General features: G+C 49.9%; 19 protein-coding genes and 1 CRISPR repeat array. Of the genes, 11 read left to right on the top strand and 8 right to left on the bottom strand.

Annotated features, from left to right (window positions below):
* Nucleotides 1-12: 12 nt before the first annotated feature.
* The 3 genes from NSMM_RS03240 to NSMM_RS03250 form a co-directional block, all read right to left on the bottom strand.
* Nucleotides 13-804, bottom strand: coding sequence for a peptidylprolyl isomerase (locus NSMM_RS03240; protein WP_090284552.1), 792 nt, complete (start codon nt 802-804; stop codon nt 13-15).
* Between the two features lie 266 nt (nt 805-1,070).
* Complete coding sequence (locus tag NSMM_RS03245; RefSeq protein ID WP_090284554.1) at nt 1,071-1,373, bottom strand: YciI family protein; 303 nt, start codon at nt 1,371-1,373, stop codon at nt 1,071-1,073.
* Between the two features lie 52 nt (nt 1,374-1,425).
* The gene (locus tag NSMM_RS03250) at nt 1,426-2,580 is read right to left on the bottom strand and encodes an NAD(P)/FAD-dependent oxidoreductase (protein ID WP_090284556.1); all 1,155 of its coding nucleotides are present in this window, start codon (nt 2,578-2,580) and stop codon (nt 1,426-1,428) included.
* A gap of 231 nt (nt 2,581-2,811) precedes the next feature.
* Between NSMM_RS03250 and htpX the strand changes: the two genes are divergently transcribed.
* Complete coding sequence (htpX, locus tag NSMM_RS03255; RefSeq protein WP_090284558.1) at nt 2,812-3,693, top strand: protease HtpX; 882 nt, start codon at nt 2,812-2,814, stop codon at nt 3,691-3,693.
* Nucleotides 3,694-3,778: 85 nt separating this feature from the next.
* Here the strand turns inward: htpX and NSMM_RS03260 are convergent, their stop codons facing one another.
* From NSMM_RS03260 to thiD, 4 genes are all read right to left on the bottom strand, one after another.
* Nucleotides 3,779-4,552, bottom strand: coding sequence for an MlaA family lipoprotein (locus NSMM_RS03260; protein WP_090284560.1), 774 nt, complete (start codon nt 4,550-4,552; stop codon nt 3,779-3,781).
* A gap of 132 nt (nt 4,553-4,684) precedes the next feature.
* A complete protein-coding gene (gene hemL / locus NSMM_RS03265) occupies nt 4,685-5,968 on the bottom strand; it encodes a glutamate-1-semialdehyde 2,1-aminomutase (protein ID WP_090284562.1) in 1,284 nt (427 codons plus the stop codon).
* A 14-nt stretch (nt 5,969-5,982) separates the two neighbouring features.
* Nucleotides 5,983-6,612: a thiamine phosphate synthase gene (gene thiE / locus NSMM_RS03270; protein ID WP_176753840.1), complete on the bottom strand. Its 630-nt coding sequence runs from the start codon at nt 6,610-6,612 to the stop codon at nt 5,983-5,985.
* 9 nt (nt 6,613-6,621) lie between these two features.
* Nucleotides 6,622-7,473 (bottom strand): bifunctional hydroxymethylpyrimidine kinase/phosphomethylpyrimidine kinase, encoded by an 852-nt coding sequence (thiD, locus tag NSMM_RS03275; protein WP_090284576.1) that lies wholly within the window; start codon nt 7,471-7,473, stop codon nt 6,622-6,624.
* 57 nt (nt 7,474-7,530) lie between these two features.
* On the opposite strand from thiD, the gene NSMM_RS03280 reads away from it, so the two are divergent.
* The 7 genes from NSMM_RS03280 to NSMM_RS03310 all read left to right on the top strand — a co-directional run bounded on the left by NSMM_RS03280 (nt 7,531) and on the right by NSMM_RS03310 (nt 14,535).
* Complete coding sequence (locus NSMM_RS03280; protein WP_090284579.1) at nt 7,531-7,719, top strand: rubredoxin; 189 nt, start codon at nt 7,531-7,533, stop codon at nt 7,717-7,719.
* A gap of 64 nt (nt 7,720-7,783) precedes the next feature.
* The gene (gloA, locus tag NSMM_RS03285) at nt 7,784-8,173 is read left to right on the top strand and encodes a lactoylglutathione lyase (RefSeq protein WP_090284581.1); all 390 of its coding nucleotides are present in this window, start codon (nt 7,784-7,786) and stop codon (nt 8,171-8,173) included.
* A 255-nt stretch (nt 8,174-8,428) separates the two neighbouring features.
* Nucleotides 8,429-10,663: a CRISPR-associated helicase/endonuclease Cas3 gene (locus NSMM_RS03290; protein ID WP_090284583.1), complete on the top strand. Its 2,235-nt coding sequence runs from the start codon at nt 8,429-8,431 to the stop codon at nt 10,661-10,663.
* 148 nt (nt 10,664-10,811) lie between these two features.
* On the top strand, nt 10,812-11,537 hold the full coding sequence (cas5c, locus tag NSMM_RS03295; RefSeq protein WP_090284585.1) for a type I-C CRISPR-associated protein Cas5c: 726 nt from the start codon (nt 10,812-10,814) through the stop codon (nt 11,535-11,537).
* Nucleotides 11,534-13,291, top strand: coding sequence for a type I-C CRISPR-associated protein Cas8c/Csd1 (gene cas8c / locus NSMM_RS03300; RefSeq protein ID WP_090284587.1), 1,758 nt, complete (start codon nt 11,534-11,536; stop codon nt 13,289-13,291). The genes cas5c and cas8c overlap by 4 nt, the downstream gene beginning before the upstream one ends.
* A 5-nt stretch (nt 13,292-13,296) precedes the next feature.
* On the top strand, nt 13,297-14,178 hold the full coding sequence (cas7c, locus tag NSMM_RS03305) for a type I-C CRISPR-associated protein Cas7/Csd2 (RefSeq protein WP_090284589.1): 882 nt from the start codon (nt 13,297-13,299) through the stop codon (nt 14,176-14,178).
* A gap of 159 nt (nt 14,179-14,337) precedes the next feature.
* The gene (locus tag NSMM_RS03310; protein ID WP_090284591.1) at nt 14,338-14,535 is read left to right on the top strand and encodes a hypothetical protein; all 198 of its coding nucleotides are present in this window, start codon (nt 14,338-14,340) and stop codon (nt 14,533-14,535) included.
* A 49-nt stretch (nt 14,536-14,584) separates the two neighbouring features.
* Here NSMM_RS03310 and NSMM_RS03315 read toward each other — a convergent pair whose 3' ends face one another.
* On the bottom strand, nt 14,585-14,776 hold the full coding sequence (locus NSMM_RS03315; RefSeq protein ID WP_090284593.1) for an addiction module protein: 192 nt from the start codon (nt 14,774-14,776) through the stop codon (nt 14,585-14,587).
* Nucleotides 14,777-14,796: 20 nt separating this feature from the next.
* On the opposite strand from NSMM_RS03315, the gene cas4 reads away from it, so the two are divergent.
* The 3 genes from cas4 to cas2 are packed head-to-tail and all read left to right on the top strand — an operon-like array spanning nt 14,797 to nt 16,791.
* On the top strand, nt 14,797-15,462 hold the full coding sequence (gene cas4, locus NSMM_RS03320; RefSeq protein WP_245654660.1) for a CRISPR-associated protein Cas4: 666 nt from the start codon (nt 14,797-14,799) through the stop codon (nt 15,460-15,462).
* A gap of 1 nt (nt 15,463) precedes the next feature.
* Nucleotides 15,464-16,498: a type I-C CRISPR-associated endonuclease Cas1c gene (gene cas1c, locus NSMM_RS03325; protein ID WP_090284595.1), complete on the top strand. Its 1,035-nt coding sequence runs from the start codon at nt 15,464-15,466 to the stop codon at nt 16,496-16,498.
* Between the two features lie 2 nt (nt 16,499-16,500).
* Nucleotides 16,501-16,791 (top strand): CRISPR-associated endonuclease Cas2, encoded by a 291-nt coding sequence (gene cas2 / locus NSMM_RS03330; RefSeq protein WP_090284597.1) that lies wholly within the window; start codon nt 16,501-16,503, stop codon nt 16,789-16,791.
* 179 nt (nt 16,792-16,970) lie between these two features.
* Nucleotides 16,971-18,717: direct repeats of the CRISPR family, unit length 37 nt; unit sequence GCAGCGCCCGGCCAACCAGCCGGGCGAGGATTGAAAC.
* Nucleotides 18,718-18,848: the final 131 nt, after the last annotated feature.

Consider the following 18,848-nt stretch of genomic DNA (forward strand, 5'->3'; position numbering starts at 1 on the left):
TTTCTAGAAACCCTATTGAATCTTTGCGGTTTTACGTAGAGTTTCCACAGTTGCGGCAAAATTTCGTTGCAGTATTCTTTGCTCCATATTTTGCTTAACTTCCTCAAAGGATGGCGGTGTAGCTTTTCTGACATCATCCAGTTGAATCACATGCCAACCAAAAGATGTTTGAACTGGCTGTGGCGTCATCTGCCCTTTCTTAAGGTTTTGTAGCGCATCAGCAAATGGCTTTACATAAACGGCCGAAGAAGTCCATCCCAATTCGCCACCATTTTCCTTGCTGCCACTATCTATAGAACGATCTTTGGCAAGTTTTGCAAAAGGGACTTTATTCTTGATTTGAGCGATGATATCTTTTGCTTCTTTTTCTGTTTCTACTAAAATATGGCGCGCATTATATTCCTGATCACCCATCTGCGCCTTAACAGTTTCATATTCCTTGCGAAGCTCTGCTTCACTAACCTGATTGTTACGAATATAATCTGCCTGATATGCTCGAATCAGTACTGCTTGGCGCGCCAGATCAATTTGGGTTTTCACATCGGGATCACGATCCAGCCCTTTTTTGATCGCTTCCTGAGCCAGGATCTCTTCGGCAATCAAATTTTCCCGCAATGTATTTCTCATCTCAGCTGAATCTGGCTGCCCTTGTGCTACCGCTGCTTTAATCATCAAATCAAGACGTGCTTGCGGAATAGCGACGCCATTTACCTTGGCAACTTCGCCACCACTTTGGGCATTTACTGCAGTAGACACAGCCATAGCAAGCACGAACATATAAGCTACTAATTTAGTTAAGCGCATAAAATTCCTTCTCTTTCTAAGTAAATCAAGTTAAATGAATATAAAAACAATAAATACAAAAACCAGCCAACAAACAATTAAACCCCAGATAGTCAAGTGCGCTTGCAGTTAGTTCTCTTCTAAAGCCTACCCATGGAGTAACCCTGCTTACAACCTCCAGATACTACAAGCAACTGAATGATTGATCAAAAAATAATTCGCAAGATGCAACGATTGAATATCATTCTGTCAAAATTTATGTTGCTAAGTAGTTATCAAACAGCTTATCAAGCTGGCAAAACTTTTTTAAAAGGTTTAACGCTGACCTTTGCATAAACGCCAGCCAACACATAAGGGTCCTGATTCGCCCAATCCCGGGCAGCATCTAATGATACGAATTCAGCCACAATCACACTACCAGAAAAACCGGCATCTGCTGAACTCTCACTATCTATCACCGGACATGGTCCAGCCAGGATCAACCTGCCTTCTTCCTGCAAATGCCGGAGGCGCGCCAGATGCGCAGGTCGATTGGCCAGTCGTAACGGTAGGCTATCAATGACATCTTCGGCGTAAATCAAGTAAAGCATATATCCCTATTTCATTAAAACAGCAGCTGATTTATCAGGAAGTAAACGGCTATTATGGCATAATCGGCGGTAACTGGCCTGTCAACGTCCCCCGCTCTGCAGTTGCCGTTCCCAGCAAAGCAAACCCCAGCAAATTGCCTGTCTCTGATCGGTATAAGGCTTTTACTCCATCTGTACCAATCTCGACCTCCCATTCTCCGCTGGCTGCCGGATCGGGAGGTGACACGACAGTTGGACAGGCAGGTGTTTTTACCAGCACTGGCATTGCCGGATAACGCAGCAAGGTAGGTGTTCCCGCAAGCGTAGCTGACAAGGCACGCCCTGCATGCGCAATAGGCATGATGAAAGGTAATACTTTTCCTTCCACTTCCGCGCAATCACCCAATGCATAAATATCTGGAAAATTGGTTTGCAAATACTGATTCACTTTAATACCTCGATTAATATCGATACCAGCAGCCTCTGCCAGTGCAATACGAGATCTCAGACCGATGGCAGACAAAATCAGTTCCGCTTCAATAGATTCATTTTCACCGAAGAAAAGCCGATATTGCTCGCCATACTTATCTATTCTACTGATACTACAATTAAATTTGAAATCAATTCCGACTGCAGCTAGTTTATCACGCAGAAACTGACCAGCTTGTGGGGGAAGCAACCGTCCCAACGGCTGAGGGCTAAGATCAAACACGGTCACGTGATAGTCCTGTGCAATGAGATCATTAGCAAACTCGCAACCGATTAAACCAGCACCAAGTATAGCGATACGTTTTTTCCCTGCCAGAGTTTCACGAAAATAGCGATAATCATCAAGATCATTAATTGACAATACTGCTTCTGCTCCATCTCCAGCAAGTGGCAAGCGAATGGGATCAGCACCCAAAGCTAACACCAGTTGCTCAAAAGACAGTTTTTCACCATTCTCAAGCAAAACGCTATTACCCTCTGCGTCGATAGATGCCACTCTCGTATGAGGGTAAATAACAGCATTCAACTGTGAAGACATCTGGGCGGCATTCATGCTCAGAATGGAATCAGGAGTTTTACCGGTTGCCAATGCGTTGGACAACATCGGTTTTGAATAAAAACCACCATGATCGGCTGATAACATCGTAATTTGAACCGCATCATTCAACTTCCTGAGTTCGCGCGCAACCGCATAGCCGGCTAACCCACTACCGACAATCAGAACAGAACGCTCAGCCATAATACTGGATCCTTTTTAAATGATTTTATCTGGCAAGAGGCTTGGTCATTTCAAGACAACTTCCATATCTGAAAAATGGGCAATTGTACCCTACCAATTTATAATCTGTAGATACGAGCAAGCTATATCGGCGCTTGAAAAAGCAAAATATGTCATCATATGATTTGATGCAGTGAACGATTAGCGTTTACCCAATTCAATAACGTTTATTAAGCTATAAAGGAAATAAAGATGAAACGAATTTTTCTATTTATTGTAACCAACCTTGCCATATTGGTTGTGTTGAGTATCACGCTACGTCTTCTGGGTGTTGATCGGATACTGGATGAAGATGGTAGTGGATTGGACTTCAATGCACTACTTATTTTTTCGGCGGTCATTGGATTTGGTGGATCGCTTATTTCGCTCGCCATGTCCAAGTGGAGCGCAAAGCGCATGACTGGCGCAGTAGTAATCGATATTCCCTCCAATGCGACAGAAGGATGGCTGGTGGACACTGTCAGACGTCAGGCTCGTATGGCGAAGATTGGTATGCCAGAAGTAGCCATTTACGACTCTCCCGACATCAATGCTTTTGCGACTGGCATGAATAAAAACAGTGCCTTAGTCGCGGTGAGCACAGGTTTATTACAAAAAATGACACAAGATGAAGCAGAAGCAGTGCTCGCTCATGAAGTCAGTCACGTAGCCAACGGCGATATGGTCACCCTTGCGTTGATTCAAGGTGTGGTCAATACTTTTGTCATCTTTCTGTCACGGATCGTGGGTCATATGATCGACCGTATTGTTTTCAAAACAGAAGAAGGCCACGGCCCGGCTTATTTTATTACCAGCATTATTGCGCAACTGGTATTGGGAATATTGGCCAGCATCATTGTCATGTGGTTCAGCCGTCAGCGTGAATTTCGTGCAGATGCAGGCAGCGCGAAACTCTCAGGCCGCGATAAAATGATTGCTGCGCTACAAAAACTGCAAAAGGAATATGAGCCTTCCCATTTGCCAGAGAAAATTGCGGCATTTGGGATTTCAGGACAAAAAAGCAAGTTTGGTCAATTGTTTATGTCCCACCCGCCACTTCAAGAACGTATTGAAGCGCTCCGTGATGCTCGTTGATGATATAAAGTGTTTAATTCTGTTTACTGGGCAGTCTTACTGTCCAGTAAACTTCTCAAGAAATTGTCACTCTAAAACTATTTCCTCAAAACAGGTCATCATTAAGATCTTCAAATTCCTCGAAACCTTCCTCCTTAGGAACATCGCCATCTCTAACCAGACTCTCGCGACGCTGTAAATAAGCATCGCGTACAAATTCATATTTATCCAATGCCGCTTCCTCCAGCGTTTTATCAAGATCCAGATTTTGCGCACGAATATCTATAATCTGCACAGTTGTAACGGGCAAACGCACGGTCAGAAAATCAAACTTGTTATAAACTGAAGATCGTAGTGGATCAAAAATCACACCATCTACCCCTGTCCCCACGGTATCCCTTACTGTACTTGGACCAAGAATAGGCAGAACAATATAAGGACCCGCGCCCACACCGTAATACCCAAGAGTTTGGCCAAAATCTTCGTTACGCTTGCTGATATCAATGTCGCTAACCTGACTGATGTGACTGGCCAGATCGACTGCACCCAGCAATCCAAAGGTCGTATTGATCAGTACTCTGCTCGAGCTCGCCGCTGCATCGGCAAATTTAAGCTGTAGCAATGAGTTGGCGGTGATGGCCACATCCCCGATATTCGAAAAAAAATTACCGACTATCATCTCGATGGGATCTGGGACAACGGCATGGTAACCTCGCGCAGCAGGCTCAAGAACAAACTCATCGAACTTTTCATTAAACGAAAATATAGCGCGATTCATCGGCTCCAAAGGATCTTGCCGATTATTCATCGAAGCGCAACCAGGGATCAAGCAAGTCGATATTGCCAGCAGCAGTACTTTTTGCGAATAAGAAGTCATCATTTTTCTTGATTTTTAAATAGTGGCAATACTATATTACGTCGTGGCAGAGTACCCGCACCACAATAAGAACAACCGGTCAGTTTATTCCAATTTCAGAAGTATCCACATAAGTCATATAAGCTATGGATAATACTACAAACCCTGTTCGAATACGCGCTCAGCAGCATTCAATGTTTTTTCAATCTCTGCATCACCATGGGTAGATGAAACAAATCCCGCCTCAAAACTCGATGGCGCAAAATATATCCCTTCAGCTAACATCGCATGAAAAAAACGGTTAAATGCCTCTCGATCACAAGCCATCACTTCAGTAAATGTTTTAGGTGGATTCTCACCGAAATAAATTCCGAACATCCCTCCTTCAGACTGGGCGCTGAACCTCACGCCATACTTTCTGGCGACAGCGACCAAACCATCGGTCAATTGCCGCGTTCTAGTCGACAATTTCTCAAAGAATCCTTCCGTCTGAATCTGACGTAATGTTTCCAGACCAGCAGCCACAGCAACTGGATTGCCAGAAAGTGTACCCGCCTGATAAACCGGACCTAGTGGCGCCAAACATTGCATCACATCACGTCGCCCACCAAAAGCAGCCATCGGCATTCCCCCACCAATGACTTTACCTAAAATTGTCAAATCTGGCTGGATGCCATAAATTCCTTGTGCGCATTGCAAGCCAACACGAAACCCGGTCATCACTTCATCGAGAACCAGCAGACTACCGTGTTGTGTACACAGCTTCCGCAAAACTGCCAAAAATTCCGGATCAGCCTTGATCAGATTCATGTTGCCGGCAATTGGCTCAACAATCACGGCAGCAATTTCATTGCCCAACTCGCTGAAAGCCTTTTCCAGCCCTGCAACATCGTTGTAGTCCAGCACCAGCGTATGACTGACTGTTTCCGCAGGAACACCGGCCGAACTGGGATTGCCAAAAGTCAAAGCACCCGACCCAGCCTTGACCAGCAACGCATCGTCATGCCCATGATAACAACCTTCAAATTTGATGATGCGACTTCTGCCAGTAAAACCACGCGCCAGCCGGATGGCGCTCATGCCCGCTTCTGTACCAGAACTCACGAGCCTGACCTGCTCAATGGATGGCAACAAGGTGCACAACAATTCAGCCATTTCCAGTTCGGCCGCAGTAGGCGCACCGAAAGACATGCCATTCTGTACTGCTTCCTGCACCACCTTAACCACTGCGGGATGGGCATGCCCCAAAATTAACGGCCCCCAGGAACCGACATAATCAATGTAGGATTTCCCTTCCACATCCCAAAAATAGGCGCCCTGGCCACGCTGAAAAAAAACTGGCGTTCCTCCGACCGATTTAAAAGCTCTCACCGGCGAATTCACGCCACCCGGGATAAATTGCTGGGATCGTTCAAATAATTGCTGATTGGTTATGGTCATTTGAAAATATGCGTCTAAAATTTGTTGAACAAACGGGAAAATTCCCGGGTAGTTACGCAGATATCATCGCCAGTAAACAAACCCTGACAAACTGCAATGGCAAAGCAACCGGAGTGAAGCAAAATACTGGCATTATGCTGATTGATGCCACCAATTGCCACTACTGGTATGCGTATTAAACTCTTCGCTGCCTGTAAAAGCTCAATTCCTGCCTGGGTGGCATCACTTTTAGTTACAGAAGGGAAAAAAGCACCAAATGCAACATAGCTTGCGCCCTGTGCCTGTGCTGCTACTGCCCGATCCAATTGATTGTAGCAAGAAACACCAATAATTTTATCGTCTGCCAGATATTTTTTGGCCACCGGAACTGCAGTATCGTTCTCTCCCACGTGCAAACCCTCCGCATCGATTTCCAGAGTAAGATCGATGTCATCATTGATGATTAGCGGAACATTATGTTTTTGGCATAGACGATGAATTTCTGTTGCCTGCAAAAGCCGCAGGGATTGATCTGCAGCTTTGTTTCGATACTGTACGCACGTTGCTCCGCCCATCAACACCTGCTCGACCATTTCGCATAAACGAACCGTACAATTCGTGTCTGGTGTTATCGCATATAAACCGGCTGGGAAGGATTTATACACTATCCGTTCTCACGCTTCATCCTCGCCATCTGGCCTATCATGCTTGCTCAGATTTTCATCATCCATCCAAAAAAATCGATCTGGTATATATTGTCCCATCCCCGGACGAAACCCCTTTTTTAGGGTCTGCCAAGTGTATTCCTGCGCCTCAGAAACGCTATCATTGATGGAAACACCCTGCGCCAGCAATGCGGCCATAGCGGAAGACAAAGTACAGCCAGAGCCGTGATACGATCCAGGCAAACGTTCCCATGCATCCGAGCGTAAAACACCACCAGGCCCATAAAGCGTATTGACCACCTTCGGCGTATTCTCGTGGCTGCCCTTGATCAATACATAACCACATCCCCACTGCAGTAGTTTATTCGCGCACTCACTTAAACCATCCGTTTCTTCATCATCCTCATATTCAAGCGCAATACGCCTCGCTTCGATACTATTCGGCGTAATAATGGTTGCCTGCGGAAACAACATTTCACGCATTGCCATAATAACCTGGTTATTCGCAAATAGATCTCCTCTCCCTGAGCCAAGAACCGTATCCAGTACCAATGGAATATCAGGATAATCCGAGACAATTTCAGTAATCGCCGCGACAATTTCAACACTGCCAACCATCCCGACCTTGAAAGCCTGAACCGGCATATCCTGAAGTAGCGCACGCGCCTGATCGATGATCCATTCCGCATCCAGTACAAAAAAATCCTCCACCCCGATCGTATCCTGTACCGTCACGGCTGTGAGAACTGAAGCGGGATAGCACCCCAAACCAGTAATCGTCATAATGTCAGCTTGAACGCCTGCCCCACCGCTAGGATCACTTGCGGCAAAGGTCAAAACAATGGGAGGTGGTAGTGGCATGTAATAATGTCGTAAAATGTCGCCTCATTCTAACTTAACAGGACACGCTTATCCATCATGACCTCCGAGAACAAGAATACCTACAACCGCTACATGTGCATGATCTGCGGCTTTATCTATGACGAAGCCGAAGGTTGGCCACAGGATGGCATCCCTGCAGGCACACGCTGGGAGGATGTCCCCATCAACTGGACCTGCCCGGAATGCGGCGCTCGCAAGGAAGATTTTGAAATGGTCAAGGTATAGAATAAAAGCAGGGACATGCTGTTACGGCGGCTACTTCGTTCACATTTAACTAAAGGAACAAAAAATGCGCATCTTGCACACCATGCTGCGCGTCGGCAATCTCGACCGGTCCATCCAGTTTTACACCCAAGTACTTGGCATGCGCGAGCTGCGCCGCAAAGACTACCCTGAAGGTAAATTTACCCTAGCCTTTGTCGGCTATCAGGATGAATCCGAAGGAACGGTTCTTGAGCTCACGCATAACTGGGATACCGATCATTATGATCTTGGAACCGGCTTCGGCCATATCGCCATCGAAGTCGATGATGCGTATGCAGCCTGCGCAAAAGTCAAGCAACTTGGCGGCCAGGTCACCCGCGAAGCCGGCCCGATGAAACACGGCACCACCGTCATTGCCTTCATAACCGATCCTGACGGATACCAAATCGAATTCATACAGAAAAGAACTGCCTGAGTACCCAGTCAATCTGCTACCGCGGATTGACTACCTCCACCGGAAATAGTGACAAAACCCATCTATTTCTCACACCGCTCTACCCCACTCCCCTATCAATCGCAACACAGATCGACCTCGAATCATTCAAGCGATTGCAGACACAAAAAGTTATACCCATCAAGTAGTCCAACAAACCCATGTCTTTTCTCGAAATAAAATCTTTTTTTTTCTGAGACACTGACCTGCTTCAACGTGAGACAAACCGAGTCCATCATGACAGCAACGCCAATTGCCCATGTTCGGCAGAATGACAGCGGAAACTGGATCGAACACGCGCTCGAAGAGCATTTGCGAGAAGTTTCCCGGCGCGCGGGCGAAGCTGCCGAATGCTTTGGCAGTAGCGACTGGGCGAGTCTGGCCGGGTTATGGCACGACTTGGGCAAATACAGCCAAGAATTTCAACATTACATCAAAACCGTTAGTGGTTACGACTCAGAAGCGCATATCGAGGGAAAACCAGGCCGCGTTGACCATTCCACTGCTGGCGCGATACACGCAGTTAGACAGTTCGGCGCACATGGACAGATTTTGGCCTACCTGATCGCGGGGCATCATGCGGGATTGCCCGACTGGCACGCGGCAGAAACAGGAGGCAAAGCACTTTCCATCCGATTAGGGGCAGAACAAAACCACTTGCTCGATCGCATACCGGCACAAGCCATTCCACAAGAAATCCTCACGCAGCCCAAGCCAACTACCAGGTTGCGCGGCGGTGCTGAGGGTTTGCACCTGTGGTTGCGGATGCTGTTCTCCTGTTTGGTAGACGCAGACTTTCTCGATACCGAAGCATTCATGGACGGCGACAAAGCGGCTGCCCGGTCTGGTTATCTTGATATAGCCGATCTGGTAGATCGCTTCGATAAACACATGGCCGCTCTTGCGGCAAATGCAAACAACACGCTGGTTAACACGATTCGCGCCAATATCCTACGTCAGTGCCTCAAAAGAGCCGCACTACCTCCAGGATTGTTTTCACTTACCGTACCCACCGGCGGCGGCAAGACTCTGTCCGGCATGGCATTCGCCTTGAATCACGCCTTACAGCACAATAAACAGCGCATCATTTACGTTATCCCTTACACCAGTATTATCGAGCAGATAGCAGGCATATTCCGCGAGGTATTTGGTGACAACATCGTCGAACATCACGCAAATCTGGACCCAGACAAGGAAGATGCGCACTCCCGCCTGGCAACCGAGAACTGGGATGCACCGATCGTTGTCACCACCAACGTCCAGTTTTTTGAATCGCTGTTTGCCGCGCGCACCAGCCGTTGCCGCAAGCTGCACAACATCGTGAATAGCGTGGTGGTACTGGATGAGGCGCAGTTGCTGCCGCCGGAATTCCTGCAACCGATTGCCGATGTGATGAACCAATTGGCAAGCCATTACGGCGTAACGTTCGTGCTTTCCACCGCCACCCAGCCCGCGCTCGGCTCGTTCCAACCTTTCGGCAGCAAACCCTTTCGCGGATTGGACAACGTGCGCGAAATCATGGACGACCCCGATGCCTTGTATCAGCAGTTAAAGCGCGTGGAAGTTAGCGTCCCCGCCGATTTGCAAACACCGCGCGACTGGCAAAGCATCGCCGACGAACTGCTCCAGCATCCTTCCGTATTGTGCATCGTCAGCCGCCGCGACGACGCACGCGAGTTACATCGCCTGATGACCGCCTCGGAGAATGGAAAAGACACATTGCATTTATCCGCACTGATGTGCGGCGAGCACCGCTCCAGAATCATTCGGTACATCAAGTGGCGGCTTAAGAAAAACAAATCGCTTCGCGTTATCAGCACGCAGTTGGTGGAAGCCGGTGTCGACATAGACTTTCCCGTTGTGTATCGCGCACTGGCCGGACTGGATTCGATTGCGCAGGCGGCAGGACGCTGCAACCGGGAAGGCAAACAGGATGGTTTGGGACATGTTGTCGTTTTCGTGCCACCGAAACCTGCGCCTCCTGGACTGTTGCGGCAGGCAGCGCAAATCTCGGTAAGCCTGCTGACGGGAAGCACAGACAACATATTGGGACGCGATCTTGCCAGGCAATTTTTCGAGCACCTCTATGTGCGCGCACCATCGCTCGACAAACACGGCATCCACGAATTACTTACGCAAGACGCACGTAATTGCCAAATTCAATTTCGCACCGTAGCGGAAAAATTCAGACTGATAGATGACAGCGCTTACCAAACCATATTGGTGCGTTACGGTGACAACGATATATTGCTCGGCAAGTTGGAAAAAGAAGGGCCGCAACGCTGGCTGATGCGCAAATTGCAACGCTACTCAGTGAACATCCCCAAGCGATTATTTACACAACTCGAAAAACAAGGTGATGTGCGCGGGATATGGCCAGGTATCTATGCTCAGGTAAGCGACAAGCTTTACGATAAATCTCTGGGTGTAATGATTGATAGCAACATAGCACCCGAAAACTTGGTTGGATAAAACAAGCCCGTCATTCCCGCGAAAGCGGGAATCCAGCGTTTTGATTGACTGGGCCTCCGTTTTGCGAGCATCCGTTTTGTGGATTGCCTGCTTACCCCTCTGCATGGGGACGATAAAACTGAAATGTTTGAAGTCAGGGAAGAAAAACATGAAAATATTCTGCTTGGAAGTAACCGGCGACTTCGCCTGCTTCACCCGGCCTGAAATGAAAGTGGAGCGCGTCAGCTATGACGTGATGACACCCTCTGCTGCCCGCGCCGTGTTCGAGGCAATCTTGTGGAAACCTGCTATTCGCTGGCAAGTGACCAGGATCGAAGTGCTGAAGCCGATCAAATGGATTACGCTACGGCGCAACGAAGTGGGCGCAGTGATTTCATCACGCAACGTGCAAGCCGTCATGAACAATGGCAGCGGCGACCTCGGGCTTTACATTGAAGACGAACGCCAGCAACGCGCCGGACTGTTCCTGCGCGATGTCGCTTACCGCATCCACGCAGGATTTGAAATGTGCGACGCCTCGCGACACAAACAAAATTTCCCGCATCTCGCCAAACACCGCATCAACGATGCCGGCGAACAGCGCATCGCCGATGAAACGAACACACCCGCCAAATTTCTGAACATGTTCGAGCGCCGTGCCAGCAAAGGCCAGTGCGTGAACCAGCCCTATCTGGGTTGCCGTGAATTTGCCGCCAACTTTCGTCTGATTAAAGATGTTGCCGCCGAACCTGCACCGATAGCAGAAAGTCGCGATTTGGGCTGGATATTGCACGACATGGACTACAGGAACATCATTAGTCCCAGTCCACGCTTCTTCCGTGCCGAACTGAAAAACGGCGTGCTGGATTTAGCCAATGCGGAGGTGCGGGGATGATTCTTCAGGCGCTATGCGATTACTATAAACGCAAGTCGGACTTGCCTCGTCTTGGTTTTGAAACCAAGGCCATTCCATTCGTAATTGAAATCAATGCTGCCGGGCATTTAGTACAGATTGAGGACACGCGAACCATTGAAGGGAAAAAGAAAATTGCTCATAATTTTTTAGTGCCGCAGGGTGAGAAAAAAACCTCTGGAGTTGCCACTAATTTGTTATGGGACAACGCTGAGTATGTACTTCGCGCTTGCGGTACTGACAAGTTGGCGAAAATGTCGATGGAAAGAAGAATGAAATACCGTCTTCGTTTACGTGAAATGCACAGTGCGTTTATCGAACAAATTAAGGCGCTGCCAGAAAGTGTGTATGAAGATACTGGGTTAACCGCTGTGCTGAATTTTCTGGTATCAGATTTTAAGCACATGAAAGCTAATCGAAAGCGTTTAAAGGCTGATCCACTTTGGCTTGAAATTCTGGAAACCAATCCTGTGTTAACTTTTCGGCTTAATGGTGATCTTGAACTGGTTTGTCAACGGTCTGCTGTCAGGGCTGTGCTGGAAAAAGTTGAAACAGACACAGAAGAAATCACTTGCTCGGTAAGCGGAGAAATAGATGTTTTCGAGCGCCTGCATACGTCAATCAAAGGCGTATGGGGCGCACAATCCAGCGGCGCAAATATTGTCTCTTTCAATAAGGCTGCCTTTAATTCGTTTGGGAAGGAACAAGGTGCCAACGCGCCCGTAGGCAAGCGCGTCGCCTTTGCCTACACCACAGCGCTCAACTACTTGCTAAGCAAGGAAAGTACACAGCGCATTCAGGTTGGCGATGCTTCTACCGTGTTCTGGTCAGAAAAACACACCGACCTCGAAAACACGTTTGCTGATCTGTTTGACGAACCGCCCAAGGACGACCCGGCAAAACAAACGCGTGCCATTGAGGCATTATTCCAAGCGCCGCAGATAGGCGCACTCAGCTATGATGGTGGTAAAACCCCGTTCTACGTGCTCGGCCTCGCGCCCAATGCCGCACGTATCAGCGTGCGTTTCTGGCAAGTCGGCACGGTCGCCGAAATGTACGCGCGGATACGTTGGCATTTTGAAGATTTGGAAATCGATCACGCCAGTTATGAGAAGTCGTACCTATCTCTTTTCCGCCTGCTGGTAGCCACCGCAACACAAGGCAAGTCGGAAAACATCCCACCCAATCTGGCGGGTGAATTTATGCGCGCCATTTTTGCCGGGTTGCCTTATCCGCAAACTCTGTTGCAAGCTGCCGTGCGCCGTATTCGCGCCGAGCGTGAAGTGAATTACCCTCGAGCCGCCCTCATCAAAGCCTGCCTTAACCGGCAGGCGCGTTATTCACCATCACATGAAAAGGAGATTACCGTGTCGCTCGATGATTCCAATACCAATCCTGGTTACCGTATCGGTCGCCTGTTTGCTGCACTGGAAAAAATTCAGGAGGAATCCAGTCCCAGCCTGAATGCAACCATCCGCGACCGTTTCTACGGTGCAGCGTCCAGCACACCAGTTACGGTATTCGCCAACCTGATGAAACTGAAAAACCACCACCTCGCCAAACTGGAAGAAGGACGCAAACGCTACTTCGAGAAGCTCATCGGCCAGCTCATGTCCGACATCAACGATTTTCCGGCGCATCTGAGTCTTGCCGACCAAGGGCGCTTCGCCATCGGCTATTACCACCAGCGGCAAGCTTTTTTCACCAAATCCGAATCCACCACCAAAGGAGAATAAATATCATGGCACTGATTAATCGTTACGACTTCGTTCTGCTGTTTGACGTAAAAGATGGCAATCCCAATGGTGACCCGGATGCGGGTAATTTGCCTCGGGTAGATGCAGAAACCGGGCGTGGTCTGGTGACTGACGTGAGCTTGAAACGCAAGGTACGAAACTTTGTCGGATTGGTGAAAAGCGAACAACCACCATTTGAAATCTACGTCAAAGAAAAAGCTGTTCTCAATAACCAGCATAAGCGCGCTTATGTGGGTATCGGCAAAGCTGAGTTACTTGAAGGCGACGACAAAAAACGCAAAGGCGGCGATGCCGTTGATGAAGCAAGGCAGTGGATGTGCCGCAATTTCTTTGACGTTCGGGCATTTGGCGCGGTCATGTCCACAGGGATCAATTGCGGCCAAGTACGCGGCCCGATCCAACTAACTTTTGCCCGGTCTATTGATCCTGTCGTTGCGCTTGAGCATTCCATCACCCGCATGGCGGTAGCCACCGAAGCCGAAGCCGAAAAACAATCCGGCGATAACCGCACCATGGGGCGCAAATTCACTGTGCCTTACGGTCTGTATGCCGCCCACGGCTTCGTGTCTTCATTCCTCGCCAAACAAACAGGTTTCGATGAAAACGATCTGGAATTGCTCTGGCAAGCGCTGGCGCAAATGTTCGAGCATGACCGCTCTGCCGCACGCGGCGAAATGTCCACGCGCGGGCTGTATGTGTTCAAGCATGACAGTGAATTGGGTAACGCACCGGCTCACAATCTGTTTGATCTGATTCAGGTGAAGAAAAATTCCGAGGAACCTGCGCGCGACTTTGCCGATTACACCGTTTCAGTAAGAGAAGCGGCTATACCCGCGGGAGTCACGTTGCAGCGGAAAGTCGGTTAATTGCGATTATTGTGAAGTTGTGCGCGATCATGATCAGAATAAATGCCGTAACCTCAACGTCGGCCAACCCAATACCCGGGCCGACGGCTGTGATGGGCAACGGTGATGACGCGGACAGCATCGTCTCGAAGCTGGCAAATTAGGGAATAAGGGGAAACCATGAAGAGGCAACAACCGCGTGTTGTGCGTACCACTTTCACCCAATGCAGCGAACTGGTTGAGAAGGTCGAGTGTACGACCAAGCTCTTCGGTGAAATCTTCCGCCGTGATGAGCGGGCCTTCGCCGATATACCAGTAGATCGCTGCATCGGTGTCGGCTTGTGCCTCGGTGCTAAGGCTGACTTGAACCGGTTTTAGCGGCATGGATTTTTGCGCGGAGCTCTGCCATCACTTCATCGGCGGGAATCTATTTTGTGCGCCCGACTTCCATGTCCGGCACGCGCCGGGTAATTTCGTCATTCCATGCTTTGGCAATGGTTTCCGGTGATGCTTCCGGCTCGCCTTCGAGGCTGACGATCAAACGATGGATCAACTCGCCGCGCTCTTTGGGCGACAGTTGTAAAGCCTGGTTTTCCAGTTCTTCTAAAATTGCTGACATGATGCTCTCCTTCAATTCAAATGCCACAAATAATATGGTGGCACCACTACTATGAACGAAGCAGCCGACCCCATCATGCTTTCTGCCCTACAGCACTGGAGCTATTGTCCGCGGCATATGCGTTGATTCATATCGAACAGGTATTCGACGACAACGTGCATACCCTGCGTGGCAATGCCGCTCATAAACGCGTAGACGAACCCGGTTTCGAGACATTTGAAGGGGTACGCAGCGAACAGGCATTACCGGTCTGGTCGGAGCGCCTCGGATTGATCGGCAAGTGCGATGTAGTGGAATTTCATCCCGACGGACAGATTTATCCGGTGGAATACAAGCACGGAAGAAAGCGGGCAAAACTGCATGACAACCTGCAACTCGCCGCACAGGCGATCTGTCTCGAAGAAATGACTGGAAAACCAGTCACGCAAGGTGCAATTTATCATCATTCCTCGCGCAGGCGGCGTGAAGTGGCGATTACCGACATCCTGCGTGCACAAGTGGTAGCAGCGGTTGATGCCATTCGCGTGTTGCAGACGTCAGGCAATATTCCGCCACCGATTAACGACCAGCGTTGCAAGGAATGCTCTCTGTTGGAGATTTGTCAGCCGGCTGCTTTATCCCGGAAAAACCGTCAACAGATCATTTACGACACTTTGTTCCAGCCAAATGATCAGGAGGTTACATAACATGCGGCAGATTCTGAATACGCTCTATATCATGACCCCCAATGCCTATGTCCATCTGGAAAACGATACCGTGCGTATCGACGTGGAGCGCGAGAAAAAATTGCGGGTGCCGCTGCATCATCTCGGATCAGTAGTATGTCTTGGTAATGTCATGCTTTCTCCGGCACTGATGCACCGCTGCGCCGATGATGGCATCAGCCTGGTGCTAACAGATGCAAATGGCCGCTTCAAGGCGCGGCTGGAAGGCTCCGTCAGCGGTAACGTGTTATTGCGGCAAGCGCAGCACCGCAATATAGCAGATGCCACTTTCGTTCTGACCACGGCGCAGGCGTTTATCGCTGGTAAGCTGCGCAATTGCCGTCAGGTATTACTACGCGGCGCGCGGGAGAGCAAGGATGAAACGGATCAAAAATGTCTGAGCCATGCAGCCGACATGCTCGCCAACTCGCTGCGCAACCTGCCGCACACCCGCGATCTCGATCAGGTGCGCGGGATCGAGGGAGATGCAGCCAAACTCTATTTTGCCGCACTGCCCCATTTGGTCAAACCAGACATCAGAGAACATTTCACGATGGATGGCCGCACCCGCCGCCCACCGCGCGACCGCTTCAACGCCCTGCTATCTTTCCTGTATTCCATGTTGATGAATGATTGCCGCTCTGCGGTGGAAAGCGTGGGTCTTGATCCACAAATCGGCCTGCTGCACGCGATCCGCCCAGGGCGCGCCGCGCTGGCGCTGGATCTGATGGAAGAGTTCCGGTCAATCATTGCAGACCGTCTTGCATTGACCCTGATCAATCGTGGCCAGATCGCGGAGCATGATTTGACGTTGCGTGAAGGCGGTGCAGTCGAATTGAATGACAAGGCGCGAAAAACCGTCGTCATTGCTTACCAGGAGCGCAAACAGGAAGAAATCACTCACTCACTGCTGGAAACCAAAGTACCCATTGGTTTACTGCCGCAGCTTCAGGCCAAGTTTCTGGCCAGAACCATCCGTGGCGAAATGGCGCACTATCTGCCATTCCTCGTAAGGTAACCATGCTGATCATCGTCACCTATGATGTCTCGACTGAAACCCGTGCAGGTCGCAGGCGGCTGCGTCGCGTGGCCAAAGTGTGTGAAAGCATGGGACAACGTGTGCAAAAATCCGTGTTTGAATGCCGTGTCGATCTGATGCAGCTCGAACAGCTTGAACGCCGCCTGCTAGCCGAAATCGATGAAGAAGAGGATAATCTGCGCCTGTACCGTTTGACCGAACCCGTTGATCTCCATGTCAGGGAATACGGCAAATTCAAGGCAATCAACTTCGAAGAACCACTTATTATCTAAAATACGCGAACCCAAAGCAGCGAGAAAAACCCAATGGTTCCGCGCAAGCCCTAACAGTATGAGAATAAATCCTATTTTTTTGAAAAATAGACTTATTATGCAAAATGAGTTTGTGAAAACTACTGGTTCGCGCAAACCAACCTTTTTGTACTGCTATATCCAAGTGTTGTAGCGGTACTGCAGCGCCCGGCCAACCAGCCGGGCGAGGATTGAAACCCCCGCTAATGCCGCTGTCGGTTCTGCGAACATGGCAGCGCCCGGCCAACCAGCCGGGCGAGGATTGAAACAAAAGACAATGTATATCTTAATTCCTGCATTGTTAGCAGCGCCCGGCCAACCAGCCGGGCGAGGATTGAAACTCAGTAACACGTAAAGTTAGTCTCACTTCTGAAACGCAGCGCCCGGCCAACCAGCCGGGCGAGGATTGAAACCTGCATAATGAGTATTACTTTGATAACTGCTGTGCAGCGCCCGGCCAACCAGCCGGGCGAGGATTGAAACTCCTTTCCTGTGCACTTTGTACCCAGTCTTCCATTTGCAGCGCCCGGCCAACCAGCCGGGCGAGGATTGAAACACAAGGTGGCGTTAACGCCGAGCAAAATAGATTAGCAGCGCCCGGCCAACCAGCCGGGCGAGGATTGAAACATACGCTGTGTTAAAGAATTCCTTCGTGTACGCCGGCAGCGCCCGGCCAACCAGCCGGGCGAGGATTGAAACCCGTTATCTGATGAGTTGGCGGTGGGCGCGGTGTGCAGCGCCCGGCCAACCAGCCGGGCGAGGATTGAAACTCTCCTTTTCGACATTTATTTTGCGCATCATGTAGCAGCGCCCGGCCAACCAGCCGGGCGAGGATTGAAACACCTATCGCATGACGGCCGGTAATTATGTCAATGCAGCGCCCGGCCAACCAGCCGGGCGAGGATTGAAACCTGTATTTTGCCGTTATAACGGACAAACTTTTTAAGCAGCGCCCGGCCAACCAGCCGGGCGAGGATTGAAACCATGATGCAAACCGCCATGGATGCGGCCCAAAACTGCAGCGCCCGGCCAACCAGCCGGGCGAGGATTGAAACATTTGTCTGCTTTGCATGATGCGTCCGTTCTGGAGCAGCGCCCGGCCAACCAGCCGGGCGAGGATTGAAACGAATTATCTGTAATTGTTACAGTTGTAGTTGTAGGCAGCGCCCGGCCAACCAGCCGGGCGAGGATTGAAACACTGAAGTGGGCTAACTTTGACAAGTGAAAGAAAGCAGCGCCCGGCCAACCAGCCGGGCGAGGATTGAAACAACCATGCGCAGATTAGGATACAAATCAACACCAGCAGCGCCCGGCCAACCAGCCGGGCGAGGATTGAAACTCTTTCGAACCAATAGGCTGATTATTAGCATCAAGCAGCGCCCGGCCAACCAGCCGGGCGAGGATTGAAACATAATCTTTTCGGTTCTGACGATTTAATAGGTTTGCAGCGCCCGGCCAACCAGCCGGGCGAGGATTGAAACTTTAATACTTTTGACGCTGCTTTATCTGCTGCGGGGCAGCGCCCGGCCAACCAGCCGGGCGAGGATTGAAACGACACAGCAAACGCATTTGTTGCATTCCGACATAGCAGCGCCCGGCCAACCAGCCGGGCGAGGATTGAAACAACGCAGCAACAACGCATGTTCCGACGTTGACCGCAGCGCCCGGCCAACCAGCCGGGCGAGGATTGAAACATAACAGCCAGGGGTGAATTTAAGGAATTTATAAGCAGCGCCCGGCCAACCAGCCGGGCGAGGATTGAAACCCGCGAAACTATGCAGCCCTGGCACTACTCAGCCCGCAGCGCCCGGCCAACCAGCCGGGCGAGGATTGAAACTCGTATTGGGTTTGATGTTGATGGTGTAGAGCTTGCAGCGCCCGGCCAACCAGCCGGGCGAGGATTGAAACATATCAAAACCCCGAAATCAAATCAACATCAAAACCGCAGCACCCGGCCATCCAATTAATGTTGTTAACAGATGAAAGGTGTTGCGACTAAGGTGCCAGCAATTGGACAGGCGCTTTGTTCCCAATGCTCT

This window comes from Nitrosomonas mobilis (assembly GCF_900103035.1).
Taxonomy (GTDB): domain Bacteria; phylum Pseudomonadota; class Gammaproteobacteria; order Burkholderiales; family Nitrosomonadaceae; genus Nitrosomonas; species Nitrosomonas mobilis.